Origin of the sequence: Celeribacter baekdonensis, assembly GCF_003047105.1 — a bacterium.
In the GTDB taxonomy this organism is placed as follows: domain Bacteria; phylum Pseudomonadota; class Alphaproteobacteria; order Rhodobacterales; family Rhodobacteraceae; genus Celeribacter; species Celeribacter baekdonensis_B.
In genome coordinates, this window is record NZ_CP028475.1 from 110,241 (window position 1) to 130,910 (window position 20,670).

Annotated in this window: 16 protein-coding genes; 14 read left to right on the top strand and 2 right to left on the bottom strand. The window is 57.9% G+C overall.

The annotated features are described in order from the left end of the window. Nucleotides 1–172 precede the first annotated feature (172 nt). From cydD to DA792_RS03905, 10 genes are all read left to right on the top strand, one after another. On the top strand, nucleotides 173–1,876 hold the full coding sequence (cydD, locus tag DA792_RS03860; RefSeq protein ID WP_254679348.1) for a thiol reductant ABC exporter subunit CydD: 1,704 nt from the start codon (nucleotides 173–175) through the stop codon (nucleotides 1,874–1,876). Further along, complete coding sequence (gene cydC / locus DA792_RS03865; RefSeq protein WP_107718256.1) at nucleotides 1,873–3,504, top strand: thiol reductant ABC exporter subunit CydC; 1,632 nt, start codon at nucleotides 1,873–1,875, stop codon at nucleotides 3,502–3,504. The genes cydD and cydC overlap by 4 nt, the downstream gene beginning before the upstream one ends. A 203-nt stretch (nucleotides 3,505–3,707) precedes the next feature. After that, on the top strand, nucleotides 3,708–5,321 hold the full coding sequence (locus DA792_RS03870; protein WP_107718258.1) for a cytochrome ubiquinol oxidase subunit I: 1,614 nt from the start codon (nucleotides 3,708–3,710) through the stop codon (nucleotides 5,319–5,321). Nucleotides 5,322–5,326: 5 nt separating this feature from the next. Beyond that, nucleotides 5,327–6,490: a cytochrome d ubiquinol oxidase subunit II gene (cydB, locus tag DA792_RS03875; protein WP_107718261.1), complete on the top strand. Its 1,164-nt coding sequence runs from the start codon at nucleotides 5,327–5,329 to the stop codon at nucleotides 6,488–6,490. A gap of 14 nt (nucleotides 6,491–6,504) precedes the next feature. After that, nucleotides 6,505–6,633, top strand: a complete 129-nt coding sequence (cydX, locus tag DA792_RS03880; protein ID WP_107718263.1) for a cytochrome bd-I oxidase subunit CydX — start codon at nucleotides 6,505–6,507, stop codon at nucleotides 6,631–6,633. A gap of 149 nt (nucleotides 6,634–6,782) precedes the next feature. Beyond that, nucleotides 6,783–8,099, top strand: coding sequence for an NAD(P)/FAD-dependent oxidoreductase (locus DA792_RS03885; protein WP_107718266.1), 1,317 nt, complete (start codon nucleotides 6,783–6,785; stop codon nucleotides 8,097–8,099). A 12-nt stretch (nucleotides 8,100–8,111) separates the two neighbouring features. Beyond that, on the top strand, nucleotides 8,112–8,474 hold the full coding sequence (locus tag DA792_RS03890) for a DUF5368 domain-containing protein (protein WP_107718268.1): 363 nt from the start codon (nucleotides 8,112–8,114) through the stop codon (nucleotides 8,472–8,474). 172 nt (nucleotides 8,475–8,646) lie between these two features. Next, the gene (locus DA792_RS03895) at nucleotides 8,647–9,387 is read left to right on the top strand and encodes a glycosyltransferase family 2 protein (RefSeq protein WP_107718270.1); all 741 of its coding nucleotides are present in this window, start codon (nucleotides 8,647–8,649) and stop codon (nucleotides 9,385–9,387) included. Nucleotides 9,388–9,403: 16 nt separating this feature from the next. Continuing rightward, nucleotides 9,404–9,709, top strand: coding sequence for a lipid-A-disaccharide synthase N-terminal domain-containing protein (locus tag DA792_RS03900; RefSeq protein ID WP_254679349.1), 306 nt, complete (start codon nucleotides 9,404–9,406; stop codon nucleotides 9,707–9,709). Then, entirely contained in the window at nucleotides 9,672–11,099 is a 1,428-nt protein-coding gene (locus tag DA792_RS03905; RefSeq protein WP_107718272.1) for an ArnT family glycosyltransferase, read from the top strand. The genes DA792_RS03900 and DA792_RS03905 overlap by 38 nt, the downstream gene beginning before the upstream one ends. Nucleotides 11,100–11,116: 17 nt before the next feature. Here DA792_RS03905 and DA792_RS03910 read toward each other — a convergent pair whose 3' ends face one another. Further along, a complete protein-coding gene (locus tag DA792_RS03910) occupies nucleotides 11,117–11,800 on the bottom strand; it encodes a sugar transferase (RefSeq protein WP_107718274.1) in 684 nt (227 codons plus the stop codon). A gap of 366 nt (nucleotides 11,801–12,166) precedes the next feature. Between DA792_RS03910 and modB the strand changes: the two genes are divergently transcribed. The 4 genes from modB (at nucleotide 12,167) to DA792_RS03930 (ending at nucleotide 18,379) form a co-directional block, all read left to right on the top strand. Next, on the top strand, nucleotides 12,167–12,880 hold the full coding sequence (gene modB / locus DA792_RS03915; RefSeq protein WP_107718276.1) for a molybdate ABC transporter permease subunit: 714 nt from the start codon (nucleotides 12,167–12,169) through the stop codon (nucleotides 12,878–12,880). Then, the gene (modC, locus tag DA792_RS03920; protein WP_107718278.1) at nucleotides 12,877–14,007 is read left to right on the top strand and encodes a molybdenum ABC transporter ATP-binding protein; all 1,131 of its coding nucleotides are present in this window, start codon (nucleotides 12,877–12,879) and stop codon (nucleotides 14,005–14,007) included. The genes modB and modC overlap by 4 nt, the downstream gene beginning before the upstream one ends. A 129-nt stretch (nucleotides 14,008–14,136) precedes the next feature. Next, a complete protein-coding gene (locus DA792_RS03925; RefSeq protein WP_107718280.1) occupies nucleotides 14,137–15,123 on the top strand; it encodes an efflux RND transporter periplasmic adaptor subunit in 987 nt (328 codons plus the stop codon). Continuing rightward, a complete protein-coding gene (locus tag DA792_RS03930) occupies nucleotides 15,116–18,379 on the top strand; it encodes an efflux RND transporter permease subunit (protein ID WP_107718282.1) in 3,264 nt (1,087 codons plus the stop codon). The genes DA792_RS03925 and DA792_RS03930 overlap by 8 nt, the downstream gene beginning before the upstream one ends. Nucleotides 18,380–18,537: 158 nt before the next feature. On the opposite strand, the gene DA792_RS03935 is transcribed toward DA792_RS03930, so the two are convergent. After that, nucleotides 18,538–20,619: a methyl-accepting chemotaxis protein gene (locus tag DA792_RS03935; RefSeq protein ID WP_107718284.1), complete on the bottom strand. Its 2,082-nt coding sequence runs from the start codon at nucleotides 20,617–20,619 to the stop codon at nucleotides 18,538–18,540. Nucleotides 20,620–20,670: the final 51 nt, after the last annotated feature.

Sequence of the window (20,670 nt, forward strand, 5' to 3'; positions counted from 1 at the left end):
AATTATATAAAAACCCCAAGTGAAGATTTTGTAACAGGCGGCATTTTCGCCCCAAAGGTGAGACACCCCGCCGCAGATGGGCCCCCTATGCGGTATCAAAGATTGCGCTACCTGTCTGAGCATGCCAGCAAAGGCGCATAACAATCAAAAACACCGCTCGGATCACGCGCGCATGACAAAACTGAAAAAAACCAAAGCCGTCGCGCCCGAGCGACAGGTGCTCGCGACGCTTTTGTCGCGTGAGGCCAAGGGGATCAAATATGCCTCACGGCTCAGCGCCCTGTCCGCACTTGTGTGGGTGGTGCAAGCGGCTCTGGTGGCTTCGGTGTTTTCGCGGCTTTTGACCGGGGTAGGTGGCGTGTCGGTTGTTGCGGGCTCGTTGGGATTTCTGGCCCTCGCCGCGCTGCGCCTTGCCCTTTCGTATATCGCAGAGGGGCTGTTGTTTCGCGCAGGCCAGTCGATTGTCACCCAGACCCGGCAAGAGATTTTGGACCGTGAAGCCCAAAGCGTTGGCACCTCCACCTTTGGCGGCCCCGGCGCGCTGGCGGCTTTGGCTTGCGAAAAACTCGACGCGCTTTTGCCTTACATCACCCGCTACGCCCCGGCGCAGGCGCGGGTCAAAACCGTGCCTTTGGTCATCCTCGCGCTGGCGTTTTGGCACTCTTGGGCGGTGGGTGTGGTGCTTTTGATCGCTGGCCCGCTTATTCCGGTGTTCATGGCGCTCGTGGGCTATGCCGCCAAAGAGGCGTCCGAACGGCAAATGTCCGAGATCGGCACGCTCAACGACCTGTTGGTTGATCGGTTGGCGGCATTGGCGGATATGCGTCTTTTAGGGGCCTCTCCACGGGTGATCATGCAATTTGAAACCGCAGCCGATGACTTGCGCGCCCGCACCATGGCCGTGTTGCGCGTCGCGTTCCTGTCCTCCACCGTGCTCGAACTCTTTGCCGCTTTGGGCGTGGCAATGGTCGCGGTCTGGGTCGGGTTTTCGCTTTTGGGCGAACTGTCTTGGGGCGCTTACGGCGCGGGGTTGACGCCCTGGGCCGGGATGTTCCTCTTACTGCTTTCGCCCGATTATTTCCAACCTTTGCGAGACCTGTCTGCGGCGTGGCATGACAAGGCGGCGGGGTTGGCCGTGGCCAAGGATTTGGCCGCGTGGCAAGACGCGACATCTACGCCGCTTTTGGGCAAAGGGGCCGCCTCTGCGCCTTTGCCAGCTCCGGCAGAGATCACGCTCGCAGGCGTGTCGGCCCAACGTGGCCCGCGTTTGATCTCCTATCCAGATCTCATAATCTCACCAGGTGCGCGCATCGCGTTGTCCGGTCCGTCCGGGGCGGGAAAAACCACGCTTTTGCGTCTGATCGCGGGGCTGGAACACCCGGCCTCGGGCGAGATCACCGTGGCGGGGCAGCCGCTCACCGCCGAGATTGCCGACGCATGGCGCGCCCGCCTTGGCTGGATGCCACAAGCGCCGATGTTTTTGGGCCGCTCTCTACGTCACAACATCACCTTCGGTGCGCCTTTGACGCCTGATGTGATCGACGCGGCGGCGCTTAAAGATGTCCTTAAAACCCTGCCCAAGGGCGATTTGACCCTGTTGGGGGAAACTGGCGGCGGGCTGTCAGGCGGTGAGGCACGGCGGGTGATGTTAGCCCGCGCACTCGCGGCAAACCCCGATGTTGTGCTGGCCGATGAACCGACCGCCGATCTTGACCGCGACACGGCGGATCGCATCACTGAGGGTCTCATGGCCTTGGCCGCGCGTGGGGCGACGGTGATTGTCGCCACCCATGATCCGGTGCTGATCGCGCGCATGGATCAAGTCGTCGACATTCAGCCCGAAGATCATCCTCTTGATGCGGAGGCCGCCCAATGACCGCTTTGTGGCGCATTTTCACCCTCATGGTCAAAGGTGAGACGACATCGCTTATGCGTGGCCTGTTGTTGTCCACCCTCGTGCTGATGATGGGCGCGGCTTTGTTGGGCCTGTCGGGGTGGTTCATCACGGCGGCTTCTGCTGCGGGTTTGATTGGCGCGGGTGCGGTGTTTGACGTGTTCCGCCCTTCCGCCATGGTGCGGTTCTTGGCGATTGGTCGCACCGCGACGCGCTACGGCGAACGCATCCTCACCCATGACGCCACGTTGCGGGCGCTGACCCGATTGCGGGTGGCGCTTTTGAGCCGGGTTGCGGCGCGGTCTTATGATCGGCTGATCCGTCTGCGCGGCGCACAGGCGCTCAACCGGATCGTTGCCGATGTCGATGCCCTTGATGGCGTGCCTTTGCGGCTGTTTTTGCCGCTGATTGCCGGGGCCGTGACCCAAATCGTCGCTTTTGCGGTGATCTCATGGCTGGTCGATCTGCGTGTGGGCTTGGCGATTTTCGGGCTGTTCACCATTGGTGGCGCGGGCGTGTTGCTTTGGGGCATTCGACGGGCGCAGACGCCATCAAAGCGGATGGAAATGGCGGCGCAGGCGTTTCGTTCGCGGCTCATTGACCTGATCACCGGGCGCGAAGATCTGGCGGTCTATGGCCAACTGACGACACAGACAGAAACCTCCCGCAGCGCGGAAATGCGCCGTCAATCGGCGGCCACACACACCGATCATCTGGAGCGTCAAATCGGGGCCGCCTTGATGGCGGTCAGTGCCTTGGCCGCGGGGTCTGCGCTTTGGATTGGCGGGCATTTGGCCGAAATGGGCGAGATTTCACCCGCCCGTGCCGCGATTGGATTTTTTGCCGCCCTTGCCTTGATGGAAACGCTTGCGCCTCTGCGTCGGGCTGTGGCCGAGATTGGTCGGATGATCGGGGCCGCACGACGGGTGTCGGAGCAGCTTGGCCCGGAGGTCGCACCCATCGTGCATTCTGTGCCGAACGGCTCAACGGATTTGATTTTCTCGGACGTCAGTTTTGCCCGCAACGCAGGGGCGCGCCGCGTGATTGACGGTTTTGATCTGACGCTCAAACCCGGCGAGTGGGTCGCGCTCAAAGGGCCATCGGGCGTCGGCAAAACCACAGTGCTTTTGCTTGGTGCAGGGGCACTGTCACCCTCCGGTGGGCAGGTGCGCCTCTGTGATCACCCCGTCACGCAATGTTCACCCGGCTCTGTCACTTTGGTGGGGCAGCGCGCGTCGCTTTTGCGCGGCACAGTGGCGGAGAATTTGCGAATTGTGGCGCCAGAGGCCGAGGATGACGCGCTTTGGGCGGCGCTTGCGGCGGTCGCCTTGGACGATGTCGTGCGCGCCAAAGGCGGCCTGTCGATGCGGCTTGGGCCACGCGGCGCGGGCCTGTCGGGGGGCGAAGCACGCCGTCTTGTGCTGGCGCGGGCCGTGTTGCGCAAGCCTTTGGTTTTGCTTTTGGATGAGCCGACCGAAGGCTTGGACCACGCCACGTCCTTGCGTGTGCTGGCCGGGATTCGGGCGGCGTTGCCGAACACCGGCGTTTTGATGGCGGCGCATCGGGCCGAAGAGCAGGGTGCGTCTGATCGAATTTTGACATTGGGTTAAACTGGGCCGATCTTGGCCCTGATGTCACATGAAATTGAGTGCCAAAGCGGAGGGCGCGCGCCCATGTCGCGGTCACAAAAAGATATATCTGTAATATTGCATTTATTGATGTGAGTCAAAGTGCTGATCTGTGCCGCGACTTATGCAAGGTCTTAAATATATATCTGCGAGATATGTTTCTCGCGTAATAGGAGCATGAGACAATGGAGTTCGGATTGGTCGAGCTGTCGCGTCTGCAATTCGCGTCGACAGCACTTTTCCACTTTCTCTTTGTGCCGCTGACGCTGGGTCTGTCGATCATCGTCGCGATTATGGAGACTGTGTATGTGATGACGGGCCGCCCGATTTGGCGGCAGATGACGAAATTCTGGGGTACGCTGTTTGGGATCAACTTTGTCCTGGGCGTCGCCACCGGCATCACGATGGAATTTCAGTTCGGGATGAACTGGTCCTATTATTCTCATTACGTCGGTGACATTTTCGGCGCGCCTTTGGCGATTGAGGGTTTGATGGCCTTTTTCCTTGAAGCCACCTTTGTCGGGTTGTTTTTCTTTGGCTGGGACAAGCTGTCGCGTACCGCGCACCTTGTGGTCGCTTGGTTGGTTGCCATCGGGTCGAATTTCTCGGCGCTGTGGATTTTGATCGCCAATGGGTGGATGCAAAACCCGGTGGGGGCCGTGTTCAACCCCGACACGATGCGCATGGAAATGACCAATTTCTTCGAGGTCGTGTTTAACGAGGTGGCGCAGGCCAAATTCGTTCACACCGTTTCGGCAGGTTATGTCACCGCCTCTGTGTTCGTGCTGGGTGTTTCGTCGTGGTATCTCTTGAAGGGCCTCCACATGGAATTGGCCCGCCGCTCGATTGCTGTTGCGTCGGCCTTTGGCTTGGCGGCCGCCTTGTCTGTGGTGGTTTTGGGCGATGAGTCTGGGTACTCCGCTTCGCACACTCAAAAAATGAAACTCGCGGCGATCGAGGCGATGTGGGAAACCCATCCGGCGCCTGCGCCGTTCACGTTGATCGGTTTTCCGGACAAAGAGGCGCGCGAAACCCATTATGCCATCGAAATCCCCTATGTGATGGGCCTGATTGGCACGCGCTCTTTGACGCATGAAATTCCGGGCATTGATCAACTTGTCGCTGAATCAAAAGACAAAGTCCGTTCCGGTATCATCGCCTATGACGCGCTGATGACCATCCGGTCTGAGCGCGACAATACTCCGGCGGATGTGCGCGCCACATTCGAAGAACACTCCGAGGATTTGGGCTATGCCCTCTTGCTCAAACGCTATGTCGATGATCCAAGAGAGGCCACAGAGGCGCAAATCCAACAGGCCGCAGACGACACCGTGCCGGGCGTTTGGCCGATCTTCTGGGCCTTCCGCATCATGGTCGGGCTGGGCTTTAGCTTCATCACGGTCATGGCGTTTTTCTTTTACCGCGCCTCGTTCAAAGGCATGCAATTCCCGCGCTGGGCACTGCGTTTGGGCGTGATCATCATTCCGGCCCCGTGGATTGCCGCCGAGCTTGGCTGGTTCGTCGCCGAATTTGGCCGCCAACCTTGGACCGTGGATGGCATTCTGCCCACCGCCTTGTCGGCCTCGAACCTGTCGATCACCGACCTTCTGATCACGCTGACAGGCTTTGTGGTGTTCTACACCGTGCTGTTCATCGTCGAGATGGGCTTGATGCTCAAATACATCAAAAAAGGCCCCTATATGGATGTTGCAGAAACCGACACATGGATGGAGCGCCATTCGCACCGTCTGCGCACCCATGATGGCCAAGGCCCCTTTGCTGAAACCCCTGCGGAGTAAATGACATGATCCTTCACGACTTGATCTCTTTCGACATCCTCCGCGTGATCTGGTGGGCGCTTTTGGGCGTGCTCCTGATTGGCTTTGCCCTGACCGACGGCTTTGATTTGGGGGTCGGGGCCTTGTTGCCTTTCGTTGGCAAATCCGACACCGAACGCCGGGTGATCATCAACACCATCGGCCCGGTTTGGGAAGGCAACCAAGTGTGGTTCATCTTGGGCGGGGGGGCGATTTTCGCCGCTTGGCCGCCGCTTTATGCGGTGTCGTTCTCGGGCTTTTACCTTGCGATGTTCTTGGTGCTTGCCGCGCTGATCCTACGGCCTGTGGGTTTTAAATATCGGTCCAAACGCGAAAGTGCGACATGGCGGACGACATGGGATTGGGCGCTGTTCGTGGGCGGTGCGGTGCCTGCGCTGATCTTTGGTGTGGCTGTTGGCAACGTGTTGCAAGGTGTGCCGTTCTACCTCACCCCTGACATGTTGATGCCGATGTATGAGGGCAACTCGATCATGAAGCTCTTGGGCCTTTTGAACCCCTATGCGCTTTTGGCCGGTGTGGTGTCGCTGTCCATGTTGTTGATGCACGGCTCTGCCTGGCTTGGCCTGAAAACCGAAGGCGTGATTGCTGAGCGCGCCCGTCGCATCGGGGCCGTTGCGGGGATCGTTGCTGCGGTGTCTTATGCGCTTGCGGGGCTTTGGTTGGCCTTCGGCATTGAGGGCTATCAGATTGTTGGTGAGGTGGTCAAAGACGGGCCGTCTAATCCGCTGTTCTCCGACGTCACCCGTGGTGGTAGCTGGATGGACGCCTACGCCACCCGGCCTTGGATTGCTGTGGCCCCGATCATGGGCTTTGCTGGCATTGCTCTGGCCGTGATGGGGCTGCGCGCAGGCCGCGAAGTCTCTACGCTCTTGTTCTCCAAGCTCGCGATCTTTGGCATCATCTCTTCGGTCGGGTTAACGATGTTCCCGTTCATCCTGCCCTCGACCGTTGATCCGGCAAGCTCGCTCACCGTTTGGGACAGCTCCTCCTCGCATCTCACCCTCTTTGTGATGCTGGTCTGTGCAATCATTTTTGTCCCGCTCATCCTCGCCTACACCTCTTGGGTTTACAAAGTCCTCTGGGGCAAAGTGACCGAAGAGGACGTCACCCAAAACTCGCAAAGCTACTGAGAAAGGAAAGACTTATGTGGTATTTCGCTTGGCTTTTAGGCCTCCCGCTCGCTGCCCTTTTCGCTGTGCTCAATGCGATGTGGCTTGAGATGCGCGAAGATGCGCGCCTCACCCAAGAGGCTGACGAAGACACCGCCGCCTGACTTCGCGTCCCTGTCAGGAGGTGCGACCCCCGAGGGCGGATGTAGTTCCCCGCCCTCGGGACCAATAATCCCAGATACGCTGTCCTTCGGGGCAGATTTTTCACCTCAAATAAATGCATACATATGCATACGTTAATGCGGAGATCCCTATGTACACCCGTTCTTCACTCCCGCTTGATCGGCGCGGATTCTTAGGCCTCGCCATCGGCGCAACGGCCCTTGCCGCAAGCTCCGGCCAGGCTGAGGCCTCCCCCCTCAAAACATCGGCCAAAATCGTCATTATCGGTGCGGGCGCGGGCGGCACAGCACTGGCCAACCGTTTGGTCACCCGCCTTGAAGGCGCTCAGATCACCCTGCTTGATCCGCGCCAAGAGCATCTCTATCAACCCGGTCTGACATTGGTCGCCGCCGGTCTCAAATCTGCCGATTACGTCACCTCCAAAACAACCGATTGGTTGCCCAAAGGCGTCACGTTGATCGCGCAAAAAGCCGCCGCCATAGACCCCGTCGCGAAAACCGTATCAACCGAAAGCGGTGACACGCTTGCATACGATTTCCTCGTCGTGGCCCCCGGGCTTGTACTCGATCATGACGCGATCGAGGGCTTTTCCCTTGATATGGTAGGCGAAAACGGCATCGGCGCTTTGTATGCCGGGCCGCAATACGCCAGTGCCACATGGAAAGCCGCCTCGACATTTATCGAAGAGGGCGGTCACGGTGTGTTCACCCGTCCGGGCACCGAAATGAAATGTGCCGGCGCGCCTTTGAAACACACGTTTCTGATTGATGACCGCCTGCGCCGCGCCGGACACCGAGGCAAAGCCGAAATCACCTACGCCGCCCATGATGGCGCGCTGTTTGGGGTGCCGATTGTGTCGGAAAAGGTCCGCATGATCTTTGGGGATCGGACTATTGCGCCAGTGTATCATCACGTTCTCACATCCATTGACGTTGGCACCAAACGCGCAACATTCACCACTGCTGATGGTACAGATGAGATTGACTATGATTATCTGCACGTCATCCCGCCGCAGCGTGCGCCTGAGGTGATCCGCCAATCCGGTCTCTCCTGGGCCGACAAATGGACCGACCAAGGCTGGGTCGAATGCGACATGGCCACGTTGCAACACCTGCGCTACCCCGAAATTTGGGCGCTTGGCGATGTGGCAGGCGTCCCAAAGGGCAAAACCGCCGCGTCGGTGAAATGGCAAGTGCCGGTGGTCGAGGATCAAATCCTCTCCGCCATCGCGGGCACCGAGCCGAGCGAGACCTACAACGGCTATACCTCTTGCCCGATGATCACCAAAATCGGCCGCGCCATGTTGGTCGAATTTGATTACAACAACAACCTCACCCCCTCCTTCCCCGGCATCATTCCCCCGCTCGAAGAGCTATGGATTTCGTGGTTGATGAAAGAGGTCGCCCTGAAAGCCACCTATAACGCCATGCTGCGTGGCAAAGCATAAGGAGCGCGCGCAATGAAAGATTTAACAGTTCAAACCCTCCTTGCTGTGTTCGAGGAAATCTTTGGTCGGGGTCTGTTTTGGGCCATGGTTGTCGCTGCCGTTTTGGTGACTGTCGGCTATATCTATGTGCTGATCCGGGATCGGTCGGTGAGTTGGCGCAAATTCCTTTGGGCACAACTTTCCATGCCATTGGGCGCGATTGGTGCGGTCTGGTTTGTGATGGCCATGACCCATTCCGCGCTTTCCGACATCGGCGGGGCCATTGATGTCGGCGTGCTTTTGGGCGTGGCTGGGATGGGCGCGGTCGGCATGGCGATCTTGGTCTACACCGTCCAGTCCATCCTCAGAAAACCGCAAAGCGACCCTGCATCCTGACGGCCGCGAGAGCGACCCGAAGGTCAAGCCCCCATCTCGTGCGGAGTGGGGGGCTTGTTTGCGCGGGCACGCCGGGGGGGCGCTAAGGGGCTTTCTCTTTACATCACGACAGCGCTCCTTTAATCGCACAGTGATGGACCGCGTGAACGGAAAAAGGCCTTGAGTACGAGATATGTGTGACACTTCCATCATCATTCCCGCCCGCAATGAGGCCGAAAACATCGAGACTTTGCTGGATGGCATTGCGCAAGCCTGTACCGCTATTGGCCCGTGGGAAGTGATCGTCATCGACGATGCCTCTGATGATGGCATGGCCGACATCCTTGCCCGACGTATGACCCAGATGCCCGAGCTTCGGGTGATCCGTCACAACCGCTCCGGCGGTCAATCGGCGGGGGTGCATTCGGGTGTGCGTGCCGCGCGTGGTACGTATATCTGCACGCTCGATGGCGATGGTCAAAACCCGCCGTCTGAGATCCCGAACATGCTGGCCCCTTTCAAAGGACCAAACAGTGCGCAGATCGGGCTCGTCGCGGGTCAACGCGTGGCCCGACAAGACACTTGGTCCAAACGCTACGCCTCTAAATTTGCCAATGCGCTGCGCTCCAAAATTCTCAAAGATGGCACCCGTGACACCGGATGTGGCCTAAAAGCCTTTCGCCGCGATGACTTTTTGGCGCTGCCCTATTTCGATCACATGCACCGCTATTTACCTGCGCTCTTTGCTCGCGACGGTTGGACCATTGCCCATGTCGACGTGTCCCATGCGGCGCGTGGCGGCGGTCGCTCGCATTATTCCAATCTTCAGCGCGCGCTTGTCGGTGCGACTGATTTGATCGGGGTGGCGTGGCTTTTGAAACGTCGCAAAAAAGCTCAGCCCACCGAAGTTACCCGTTCCGAAGATCAAGGCTAAGCTTATGCAAATGCTGATGAATATGCTCCACGTCGACAGTGTTGCCGAGCTGTGGTGGGTGGTTTTTGGACTGGCCGCGCAGCTCATGTTCACGGCGCGGTTTCTGTTGCAATGGATCGCCTCTGAACGGGCCAAAGACAGCGTCATGCCCGTCGCGTTTTGGTATTTCTCTCTGATCGGCGGCGTGATGCTTTTGATCTATGCGCTCTATCGGGCCGACCCCGTGTTTATTCTGGGGCAGGCCCTCGGCGTCTTTATTTACGCCCGCAACCTTTGGCTGATTTATGCAAAACGACGCGCCCAACCCACCCCGTCTGAATGAGTGGCTTCCGGGCGCTCTGATCCTTGTCGTCGTGGCCGTTGGCCTGCGGCTTTTGGCGCTTGCCTTTGATCACACAGACCTGTTCGTGGATGAGGTGCAATATTGGTTTTGGGGCCAAAACCTTGATTTCGGGTATTATTCCAAACCGCCATTGATCGGCTGGGTGATCCGTTTGGTCACCGATCTGGCTGGCTCCGATGCGGCGTTTTGGGTGCGGATGCCCGGTGCGGTGTTGCATGGCATCACGGCTTTGATCTTGGGCGCACTGGCTGCGCGGTTGGCCGGGCGCACCGCCGCGCTTTGGACCGTGGCACTCTATCTCTCGCTGCCTTTCGTCAGTCTCGGTTCGGTGATGATCTCGACCGATACGATCATGGCACCGTTTTATGCCGCCGCGCTTTTGTTTCTGTTCCGCACCGCCGAAACGCGGCGGGCCTCTGACGCGCTGGCAGTCGGCGTGTGTGCCGGACTGGCCTTTATGGCGAAATATGCCGCCATTTACATCTTGGCCGGGGCCGGGTTGGCGATGATTTTTGTGCCCATGATGCGACCCGGTTGGCGCAATCTTGCCGTGATGATCCTGGGCTTTGCCTTGGTGATCTCGCCCAATGTTGTGTGGAACCTCTCGCATGATTTGACCACCGTGTCGCACACGATGGACAATGCCGGTTGGGTGCGGCACGGCGCAAAATTCGACCTCGGCTCACTCCTGACGTTTTTCGGCAGCCAGTTTGGTGTCTTTGGCGTGATCCCGATGGCGGCACTGGTCTGGGCCTATCTGCGCCCGCGCACTCAGGCCCATGTCGCTCTTATACTCTTGTCGATCCCTGCCATTTTTGCCGTGTCCATTCAGTCGCTTATGGATAAGGCCTATGCCAATTGGGCAATTGCCACCTATTTCGCCGGTACGGTTTTGGTGGTGATGGTCTTGCCGCGGGGGGGACGGATTGCGGCTCTTGCCCTGAATGGCATTTTGGCCGTGACGCTTCCGGTCTTGCTCATCCTCGCCCCGTGGCCGATGTCGGGCGATAAGCCGCTTTTGAACCGCTATCTTGGTCGTCATGCCCTCTCCGAGAGCATCCTGACCTTGGCCGAGCGCGAGGACCTGCCTGTTGTTGCGTCCAATCGTGATGTCTTGGCCGATTTGTTTTATACGGGCCGCGATCGTGATGTGGCCCTCTATGCCATGCCCGAAACAGGGCGTCCTTCAAGCTATTATGCCCAAAATTTCACACTGCCGGAGGAGATGCTTGGCTCCGTCTTGGTGATTTCCGTCGGTGACATCACCTGTCCGGGCGAGGCGTTTGACGGGCTGGTGCGTGAGGGCACGTGGGTGAAGACTGATCTGCGTGCAACCCGTGTGAAAGCCGCGTGTTTGTTCAAAAACTGAGCGAGACAGCGCGCCGCTCAGTGTCCGGTTTGTTTCAAAACGACCCCGGCTGTGCGCGCAATCAAGGCTATATCCGTGCGCAAGCTCAGGCGTCTGTAATAGAGGTGATCGTAGCGGACGCGGTCGGTGAAACTGGTCTCCCCGCGCCCTGAAATTTGCCAAACACCAGTGATGCCGGGGCGCATTTCAAAATACGCCCAACCATTGGCCGCCTCATACAGCATCTGCTGGCTCGTCATAAACGGACGCGGTCCGACAAAGCTCATATCGCCTTTGATGACGTTCAAAAGTTGAGGCAACTCATCGAGGCTGGTGGCACGAATGAACTGACCCACTTTGGTGATCCTGGGATCATGGCGTAATTTTTGATACTTAAGCCACTCTTCCGCAACCTCGGGATCTTCACGGCACAAGCGTTCCAAAAGCTCATCGGCATTCTGGCGCATGCTGCGAAGCTTATAAAACTGGAACAGTTTGCCGTTTCGTCCAACCCGGCGCTGCATATAAAATGCAGGACCACCGTCAAGGCGCACAAGAAGGGCGAGCACCAAGATCACCGGCAAAAGAAAGGGGATCATCGCGGCGGCGAGCAGCAGGTCAAAAGCGCGTTTACCGCCTTTTCTATAAAAAAATCCTGACTGGGGTGGAACGGGACGCGCCCCTTTGGACAGATCGTTACTATTTTTTGATAAAATGGACATATTCGCCCCCCCGCGAATAGCGACTGGTTATTTGAAACACGTATTACTGCGCCTGCCTTGCGCGATTCTTTGGATCGGGGATAGCGATCCCGCGGGTTTGTATCACGGTTTATAGCTAGAGCGCAGTTTCATGTGGGAATTTTATTTTCTACTCGCAAAAGTCTGCCGATTCTTTGGTGGATTTACTGTGGTGTTCGCATGATGGCGGGTAAATTTGGAGCCTTGCGCCACGCTTTGAAGGGCTTGCACTTTGACGCTTGCCCACCATTATGGTGAAAATTTTCAAGACGCAGAGCGCAGATAGGCCCTGGCGTGGCTTGATATGCGGTTTTAGACGAATGGGATTGTGACGATGATGGAGACCAAATGACGGGGCAGGTGGCACAGTGGTTTGGCTTGGGCGCTGCAGAGTGGCAGGCCGTGGCTCTGTCTCTCAAAGTGGCCTTTTGGGCCGCGCTCCTCAGCCTGCCTTTGGGCATTTTCGCCGCCTTTGCCTTGGCGCGCTGGCGCTTTGTGGGGCGTGAGATCCTCAATGGGTTGGTGCATTTGCCGTTGATCCTTCCGCCTGTGGTTACGGGCTATCTGTTGTTGATGACGTTTGGCGCGCGTGCACCGATTGGCGCGGCGCTTCAAGACATCGGGATTGTTTTTGCCTTTCGCTGGAGCGGTGCCGCTTTGGCTGCGGCGATCATGGGCTTTCCTTTGATGGTGCGGGCAATCCGCCTGTCAATCGAGGCGGTCGATCCCAAATTGGAGGCCGCCGCCGCCTCTCTTGGTGCCTCACCGATCCGAGTGTTTTGGACCGTGACGTTGCCCTTGGCCTTGCCCGGTGTGCTGGCCGGAGTGGTTTTGGCCTTTGCCAAGGCTCTGGGTGAATTTGGCGCGACGATCACCTTTGTCTCCAACATTCCGGGTCAAACCCGCACATTGCCTTCGGCTATCTACGCGTTTTTGCAGGTACCCGGCGGTGAAAATGCGGCCCTAAGATTGGTGGTGGTTTCGATCGTTTTGGCGATGAGTGCGCTGATCCTGTCAGAGATTCTGGCCCGCCGCATGGCCAAACGGGCACGCGGCGCATGAGTATTTCGGTTCAACTCCGCCATCAATTCGAAGGCTTTGACCTTGAGGCGCAATTTGATGTGCCCTCGGGGATCACGGCGCTGTTTGGCCGGTCGGGGTCGGGCAAATCCACGGTGATCCGCGCGATTGCCGGGTTGTTTGTCCCAGATGAGGCGCGCGTGGTGATCAATGGCCGGGTGTTATGTGACACGGGGGCCGGGATTTGCCTGCCGCCGCACAAACGTCGGATCGGCACGATTTTCCAAGATGCCCGGCTGTTTCCACATATGTCTGTGCGGCAAAATCTCGACTATGGCCGGCGCTTTTCCGGCCGCGATGTCCCCGAGGCTGAGGTGGCGCAAATGGTCGAGATGCTGGGCATCGGGCCTGTGTTAGATCGGCGTCCTGCCGGGTTATCAGGAGGCGAACAGCAACGGGTCGCTATTGGCCGCGCGTTGCTGTCCGGGCCGGATTTGATCTTGGCCGATGAACCTTTAGCGGCGCTTGATGACGCCAGAAAAGACGAAATTCTCCCGTATTTTGAACGGCTTCGTGATGAGGTTGAGATCCCGATCCTCTATGTCAGTCACAGTCCCGCCGAGGTCGCGCGTCTGGCGACAACGGTGGTGGCCTTTGAGGCTGGGCGCATCACGGGGCAGGGTGGGGCGGTTGAAATCCTTGGCGATCCAAACCTCATGCCCGCAGGTGTGCATGGCGCGGGGGCGCTCATTCAGGCACAGGTGCAGGCGCATCATGCGGATGGTCTGACCGAACTGTCTGCCGGAGGCGTGCCATTGTTTTTGCCCAAATTGGACGCAGCACCCGGCACGCAAGTCCGGTTGAGAATTGCGGCACAGGATGTGATCTTGTCGCCATCCCGCCCAGAGGGGCTGTCGGCGCTGAATATTATGCCCGGGACCATTGCGCAAATCCGCAGGGGCGAGGGGGCGGGCGTTATGGTGTCGCTCGCAACGCCTGCGGGCGTGGTTTTGGCGCGGGTGACCAAACGCTCCACCGCGGCTCTTGACCTAAAACAAGGTATGCCTTGTCACGCTGTGATCAAATCGGTCTCGATTGCACGTCAAACAGTGGCGCGTGGAGGGGCGCAGTTTGGTTTTGGTGAGGGCAGGGACGAAAAAACGCAGTAATCCGTGACAGATGTCTCATTTTTTCCTACTCAAAGACCAAGCAGCGCTTGCACATGCTATATGATTTGCTACATATGCAAAAAATTGAATATTATGTGATGACACTCACAGAACCGAAATGAGGACCTTATGCGCCGCACTCTAATGCTCATCTTACCGCTGATGTCCGGAAGTTTTCTGGCCATTGCCCCCGCCTTTGGCGAGACTTTGACTGTGACCCCACAGGCGGTCATTGAATGGAAACCGGTTTATGCCGAGGTTGAAACCCGCGACCGTGTGCCCGCGCGTGCCCGGATCGGCGGAACGATTTCGGCCCTCGACGTGACCGAAGGTGATATGGTTGAGGCCGGTCAACGGGTTGCCATCATCGAAGACACCAAACTGTTGTTCCAAATCGAAGGCATCGACGCCCAGCTCGACGCTTATGGGTCGCAATTGGATCAGGCGCAGGCCGATCTGGATCGTGGACAGTCGCTTTCGGAGCGCGGCGTGATTTCCAACCAAAGCCTGCAAGCTCTGCAAACCAACGTGAATGTGCTCGAAGGTCAGATCACCAGCCTGAGATCCGAACGCCAAGTTGTGGCGCGTCAGATTGAAGAGGGCGAAGTGCTTGCCCCCGAGGCCGGCTTGGTGCTGTCCGTGCCCGTGTCCAAAGGCGGCGTTGTGTTTGCCGGTGAAGAGGTCGCGACCATCGGCGCAGGCGGTGCGTTCTTGCGTCTTGGTGTCTCTGAACGCTACGCCGATACGCTCAAACAGGGCGACACCATCGAAATCACCGAAGCGGGCGGGGCCACATCTGGCACGCTCGCCAAAATCTATCCGCTGATTGAGGGCGGTCGGGTGCAAGCCGATGTCGAGGTCGAAGGCTTAGAGACCACTTTCGTCGGACGCCGGGTTCAAGTGCGCTTGCCTGTGGGCAGCCATGAGGGGCTTTTGGTCCCCGCAACTGCTCTGACACAATCCGGCGGGCTTGATTTTGTCACCGTTGATCTTACGAGCGGCCCATCCGAGCGCGTGGTGGTTCCGGGCAATCGGATTGAAACAGAGGGTGTCGTTTGGGTCGAAATTCTAAGCGGCTTGACCGCTGGCGATGTGGTGGTGACGTCTCATGAGTAACTCTCCTCACGGTGTCTCGGGCGCGCTCGGCCTCGCCGGGCGTTTGACCCGCACTTTCATCCTCTCCCCGCTCACCCCCTTGTTTCTCTTGGCCTCTTTGGCTGTGGGCATGATCGCGCTTGTGTCTTTGCCACGCGAAGAAGAGCCGCAGATTTCCGTGCCCATGGTCGACATTCATGTCGACACCTCCGGGCTTAAGGCGCAAGACGCGCTCAAACTCGTGACCGAGCCGTTGGAAACCATCGTCAAAGGCATTGATCAGGTTGAACATGTCTACTCCGACAGCCGCGATGATCACGTCATGGTCTCCGCACGCTTCATGGTCGGTGTGCCTTCCGACACCGCCATTCTGCGGGTGCGCGATAAAATCATGGCCAATCTTGACCGCATCCCGGTCGGTATTCCGGAGCCCTTGGTCGTCGGCCGGGGCATCAATGATGTGGCGATTGTCGCGCTGACCTTTAGCCCTGCTGAGGGCTTTGAGGCCATGATGCCCTCCGATCTCACCCGGATCGTCAAAGAGGTCGAAGTGCGCCTCGCCCGGATTGAAAACGTTGGCCTAACCTATGTAATTGGCGGCACGGAAGAGGCGCTGCGGGTTGCCCCGTCGCCCGAAAAACTGGCTCTTTACGGCATCACCTTGCAACAGCTTGCGGGCAAAGTGCAGGGCGCAAACTCCTCCTCACCTGCGGGCCTGTTGCGCGATGGTGGCGATCAAATCGGCCTGATCATCGGTAAAACCCTGACCACGCCGGAAGAAATCGGCAACCTCGAACTCACGGCCCGCGATGGCCGCACGGTTTACGTTCGTGATGTGGCCGAGGTTGGCTTTGTCTCCGATCTCGACGAAAAGCATGTGGCGACCCTGACGCGTGCCGGGGCCGATACCGGTCTCGAAGGCGCACATTCCGCGATTGACATGACCGCAGAGATCATCCGCCGTCCTGCCGTGACCTTGGCCATTGCCAAGCGTGCGGGAGCCAATGCGGTGACCGTGGCCGAAGAAGTCTTGACCCGTGTGTCCGAGATGGAAGGCAGCATCATTCCCGACAGTGTCAGCATCGAAGTGACCCGTGATTATGGCGAAACGGCCAATGAAAAAGCCAATGAATTGCTGTTCCACTTGGGCCTTGCGACTGTCTCCATCGTCATTTTGGTGTTGATCGCGATTGGCTGGCGCGAGGCCATTGTGGTCGCCATCGTGATCCCGGTCACCATCCTTTTGACCCTCTTCGCGGCCTATATCATGGGCTATACGCTCAACCGTGTGTCCCTGTTTGCGCTGATTTTTTCGATCGGGATCTTGGTCGATGACGCCATCGTGGTGATCGAAAACATTGCCCGCCATTGGGGCATGAAAAAGCCCGGACAAAACCGGTTTGGTGCGGCAATTGCCGCCGTGGCCGAGGTCGGAAATCCAACCATCGTGGCCACGCTGACCGTGGTTGTGGCGCTGTTGCCGATGCTCTTTGTGTCTGGGCTGATGGGGCCGTATATGTCCCCGATCCCGGCCAATGCGTCGGCTGCGATGATCTTTTCCTTCTTCGTGGCAGTGATGATCACGCCGTGGCTGATGCTGAAGATTGCGGGGCGCGCGGAACTTCATCACGATGAAGAAGGCGCGTTTCCAGGCGGTAAATTGGGCAAGTTTTATGCCTCCATTGCACGGCCCATCTTGGCGTCGAAAAAAGTCGCATGGCTGTTTTTGATTGCGGTGATTGTGCTGTCTTTCGGCTCGCTCGGCGCGCTTTACACCAAAGACGTCACGGTTAAATTGCTGCCCTTTGACAACAAATCTGAACTTGCGGTTATGGTCGATTTGCCAGAAGGGGCGTCCGTTGAGGCCACGGATGCGATTGTTCAACAGGCCGCGCGTCTGGCCATGACCCTGCCCGAAGTGATGTCGGTTCAGACCCATGCGGGCACCTCGGCCCCCTTTAACTTCAACGGTCTCGTGCGGCATTATTATTTGCGCGAAAACCCGGAGATGGGTGAGGTGCAACTCAAACTTTTGCCGAAAACCGAACGCGACCGGACTTCGCATGACATCGCGCTCGAACTGCGGGAAAAAATCCTTGAGGGCATCACAGTGCCGCCGGGAACCGCGATGAAAGTGGTCGAACCTCCTCCGGGTCCGCCGGTGATCTCGACGCTTCTGGCCGAAATCTATGGCCCCGATGGCGAAACCCGGCGTGCGGTTGCAGGCAAGGTACGCGATGCCTTTGAAGACGTCGATTTCATCGTCGATACCGATGATAATTTCGGGGTTCAGGCCCGTCGTATTCGGGCTGAAATGCAGCCCTCTGATCTAAATTTCTATCAAGTCAATGAAACCGACGCCGCCCAGACGCTTCAGCTTTTGAACAGCTATACGACGGTGGGTTATTCCCATCGTGGCGAAGGCCGCCGCCCGATCCCGATTGTGATCGGTCGAGATCGTTCGGATCGGGTTTTGGATGCCGAAACACTGTCCACCCCGGTGCCTGCCAACGCGTTGCCCGGTGGGCGCGGCGTGGTGGAGCTGGGCGATGTGGTGAAAATCACGGAAGAACAAACCTCCTTCCCGATTTTCCGCCACAATGGCTACGATGTGGCGATGGTTCAGGCCGAACTTGCCGGTGAATATGAAGCGCCGCTTTATGGCATGATGGCTGTTGCGGATAAGTTGGATGCGATGGACTGGCCGGAAGGGATGCAGCCTGAGATTTCACTGCATGGTCAGCCCTCGACGACCGAGCATCCGACCTTGTTGTGGGATGGCGAGTGGGAAGTGACTTGGATCACCTTCCGCGATATGGGGGCGGCCTTTGGTGTGGCGCTTCTTGGGATCTACATCCTCGTCGTGGCTCAGTTTGGATCGTTCCGCTTGCCCTTGGTGATCCTGACGCCGGTGCCATTGACCTTTCTTGGGATCATGATCGGGCACTGGATGTTCGGCGCGCCGTTTTCGGCCACCTCGATGATTGGTTTCATCGCGTTGGCGGGGATCATTGTGCGGAACTCGATCCTGCTGGTCGATTTCATTCGCAACGCCGATGATCAAGGCAATGTGACGCTTGATATTCTTATCGAAGCAGGGGCCACGCGGTTCAAACCGATCCTTTTGACCGCAATTGCCGCGATGATTGGGGCTGCGGTGATCTTGGCGGACCCGATTTTCCAAGGTCTTGCGATCTCGCTTTTGTTTGGGCTGTTGTCGTCGACGGCTTTGACTGTGTTGGTGATCCCGGCCATCTACCGCATTTTTAAAATGTGATGGGACGGTAAGCGAGAGGGCCGGCCCTGTTCTGGGCAAGTGAAAACGAAAAGAGGGGGCACATGGTGTCCCCTCTTTTCGTTTCATCTGTCGCAAAGACGTCAGGCATATCAGCGTTTCAACGGGCACCCGTCGTCAGCGTGTTGTCGTCTAAAACTTTAGGCGCTGCGGGATAGGCTGGTGTCAAAGGGGGTGAGTGTGGTTGTCGCCTGCGTGTCTTCGGTCGAGAAGAAGCGGACGTCTCGTTCCATTGCCGCAATGTTGCTTTGCAAGCTGACTGTGGCCGCGTTTGTTTCTTCTGACATGGCGGCGTTTTGTTGGGTGGTTTGGTCGAGCTGATTGATCGCCGAACTCAATTCGCCAAGGCCAGTGGCCTGTTCCGTCGTGGAGGTGGCGACCTGTTCAATCCCGTAATTGATTTTTTCGACAGCTTCACGGATACGGCCAAGCGCGGCCCCAGCTTCGCGCACCAAATCAACGCCATTTGTGACCTGACGGTTCGAGGTGTCGATCAGCGTGGCGATTTCGCGCGCGGCGTCAGAGGAACGTTGCGCCAATGCGCGGACTTCAGAGGCCACCACTGCAAAGCCACGCCCGGCATCCCCGGCGCGGGCAGCCTCAACCCCCGCGTTGAGGGCCAAAAGGTTGGTTTGAAAGGCGATGTCGTCGATGACGGAGGTGATGGAGGCGACTTGTTTCGAGGAAGATTCGATCTCGTCCATCGCGTTCACGGCTCGGTCAACCACCTCACCCGCTTGGACCGTGTAGCCCTGTGCTTCTTTGGATTGATTTTGAACTGTACCTGCGGTGGTCGCGACGCCTGAAACAGAGGCCACCAATTCATCAAGGGCCGATGCGCTTTCTTCGAGGGTTGCCGCCTGAGCTTCGGTGCGCCGAGCCAAATCATCGGTGGCATGGCTGATGGCATCAGCCTCTGCCTTGATGATTTGGGTGCCGTCGACCACGCTCCCCATGGTTCGATTGAGTTTCGCGAGGGCGGTGTTGAAGTTCTTTCGGATGTCATCGAATTCGCCCAAATCGGTGTCAAGTTGCACCGACAAGTTGCCATGCGCCAAGGCATCAAGCCCCGCCATGAGCGTTTCAGCCGTGCGGCGATAGACGGTTGTGTCGACGGCAAATTTGACGATTTTTACAACTTGTCCTGCTGCGTTACAGATCGGGTTGTAGCTGGCTTTAATGGTGACGCGCTTGCCGTTCTTGCCGATACGCTCATATTCGTCACTGAGCGCTTCGCCCGATCTCAAACGCGCCCAGAATTGGGTGTAGTCAGAAGATCCTGCGTAGGTCGGGTCGACGAAAATCTTGTGATGCTTGCCAATGATTTCGGATTCGTCATAGCCAATGACGTGACAAAAGGTGTCATTGGCGCGGCGGATCGTTCCATCCGGATTGAATTCGATCACACCCTGCACCTTTTGGATGGCGTCGATTTGACCCCGTGCATCCGCTTCCATGTTTTTGGCGGTTGTGATGTCAAAGGCGTATTTGACCACCTTAAAGGGCCGACCTTCAGGGTCGATCAGGGTTTCATAGGTGCTTTCAAGCCAGACTGTCGACCCGTCTTTCGCAATGCGTTTCACCGGCCCTTTTTCGGAGGCACCTTGTCCGAGGCGGGTCCAGAAATCACGATAGGCTTGGGTGTTGACCTCATCCTTTGGCATGAAAATGCTATGATGCTTGCCTTTCAAGTCCTCCATAGAATAACCGGTCGCGGCAAGAAAATGATCATTCGCGATGAGGATATTGCCCTTAAGGTCGAATTCGATGACCGCCATGGAGCGTTTGATCGCGTCCTCTTTGGAGCGGTTGTCGCGGCGACGCAGGTGCATTTCAGAGATTTCGCGGGCAATGATCGAAATATACGCCACGGCCCCCTGATCATCCTTGATCGGCACATAGGTGGTGTCGAGCCAAACCTCTTCGCCCGCGGCATTGAGGCGCGGCATGATCTGATTATGTGTCTCGCCTGTGGCGAGCTTGGCCCAAAGTGCGGCACATTCCGTGTGATCTTTGCTGCGGACAAGGGCCTTATAAGGGGTTCCAACAATCGCCGCCTCATCAAAGCCCATACGATGACAGAACTGCGCGTTGGCGGAGAGGATGGACCCGTCTGGCGTACAGGTGAGCATGAAATGGGTCTTGTCGACAGCGGCCAGAAGGGCCACGTCGGTCGGACGCGATGGCGCCGTAGATTTTACACGTCTAAATTTACTGAACATTTGAACCCTATGTCGTCACCATATGGCGAGAGTTCGCCACGATCTGACATC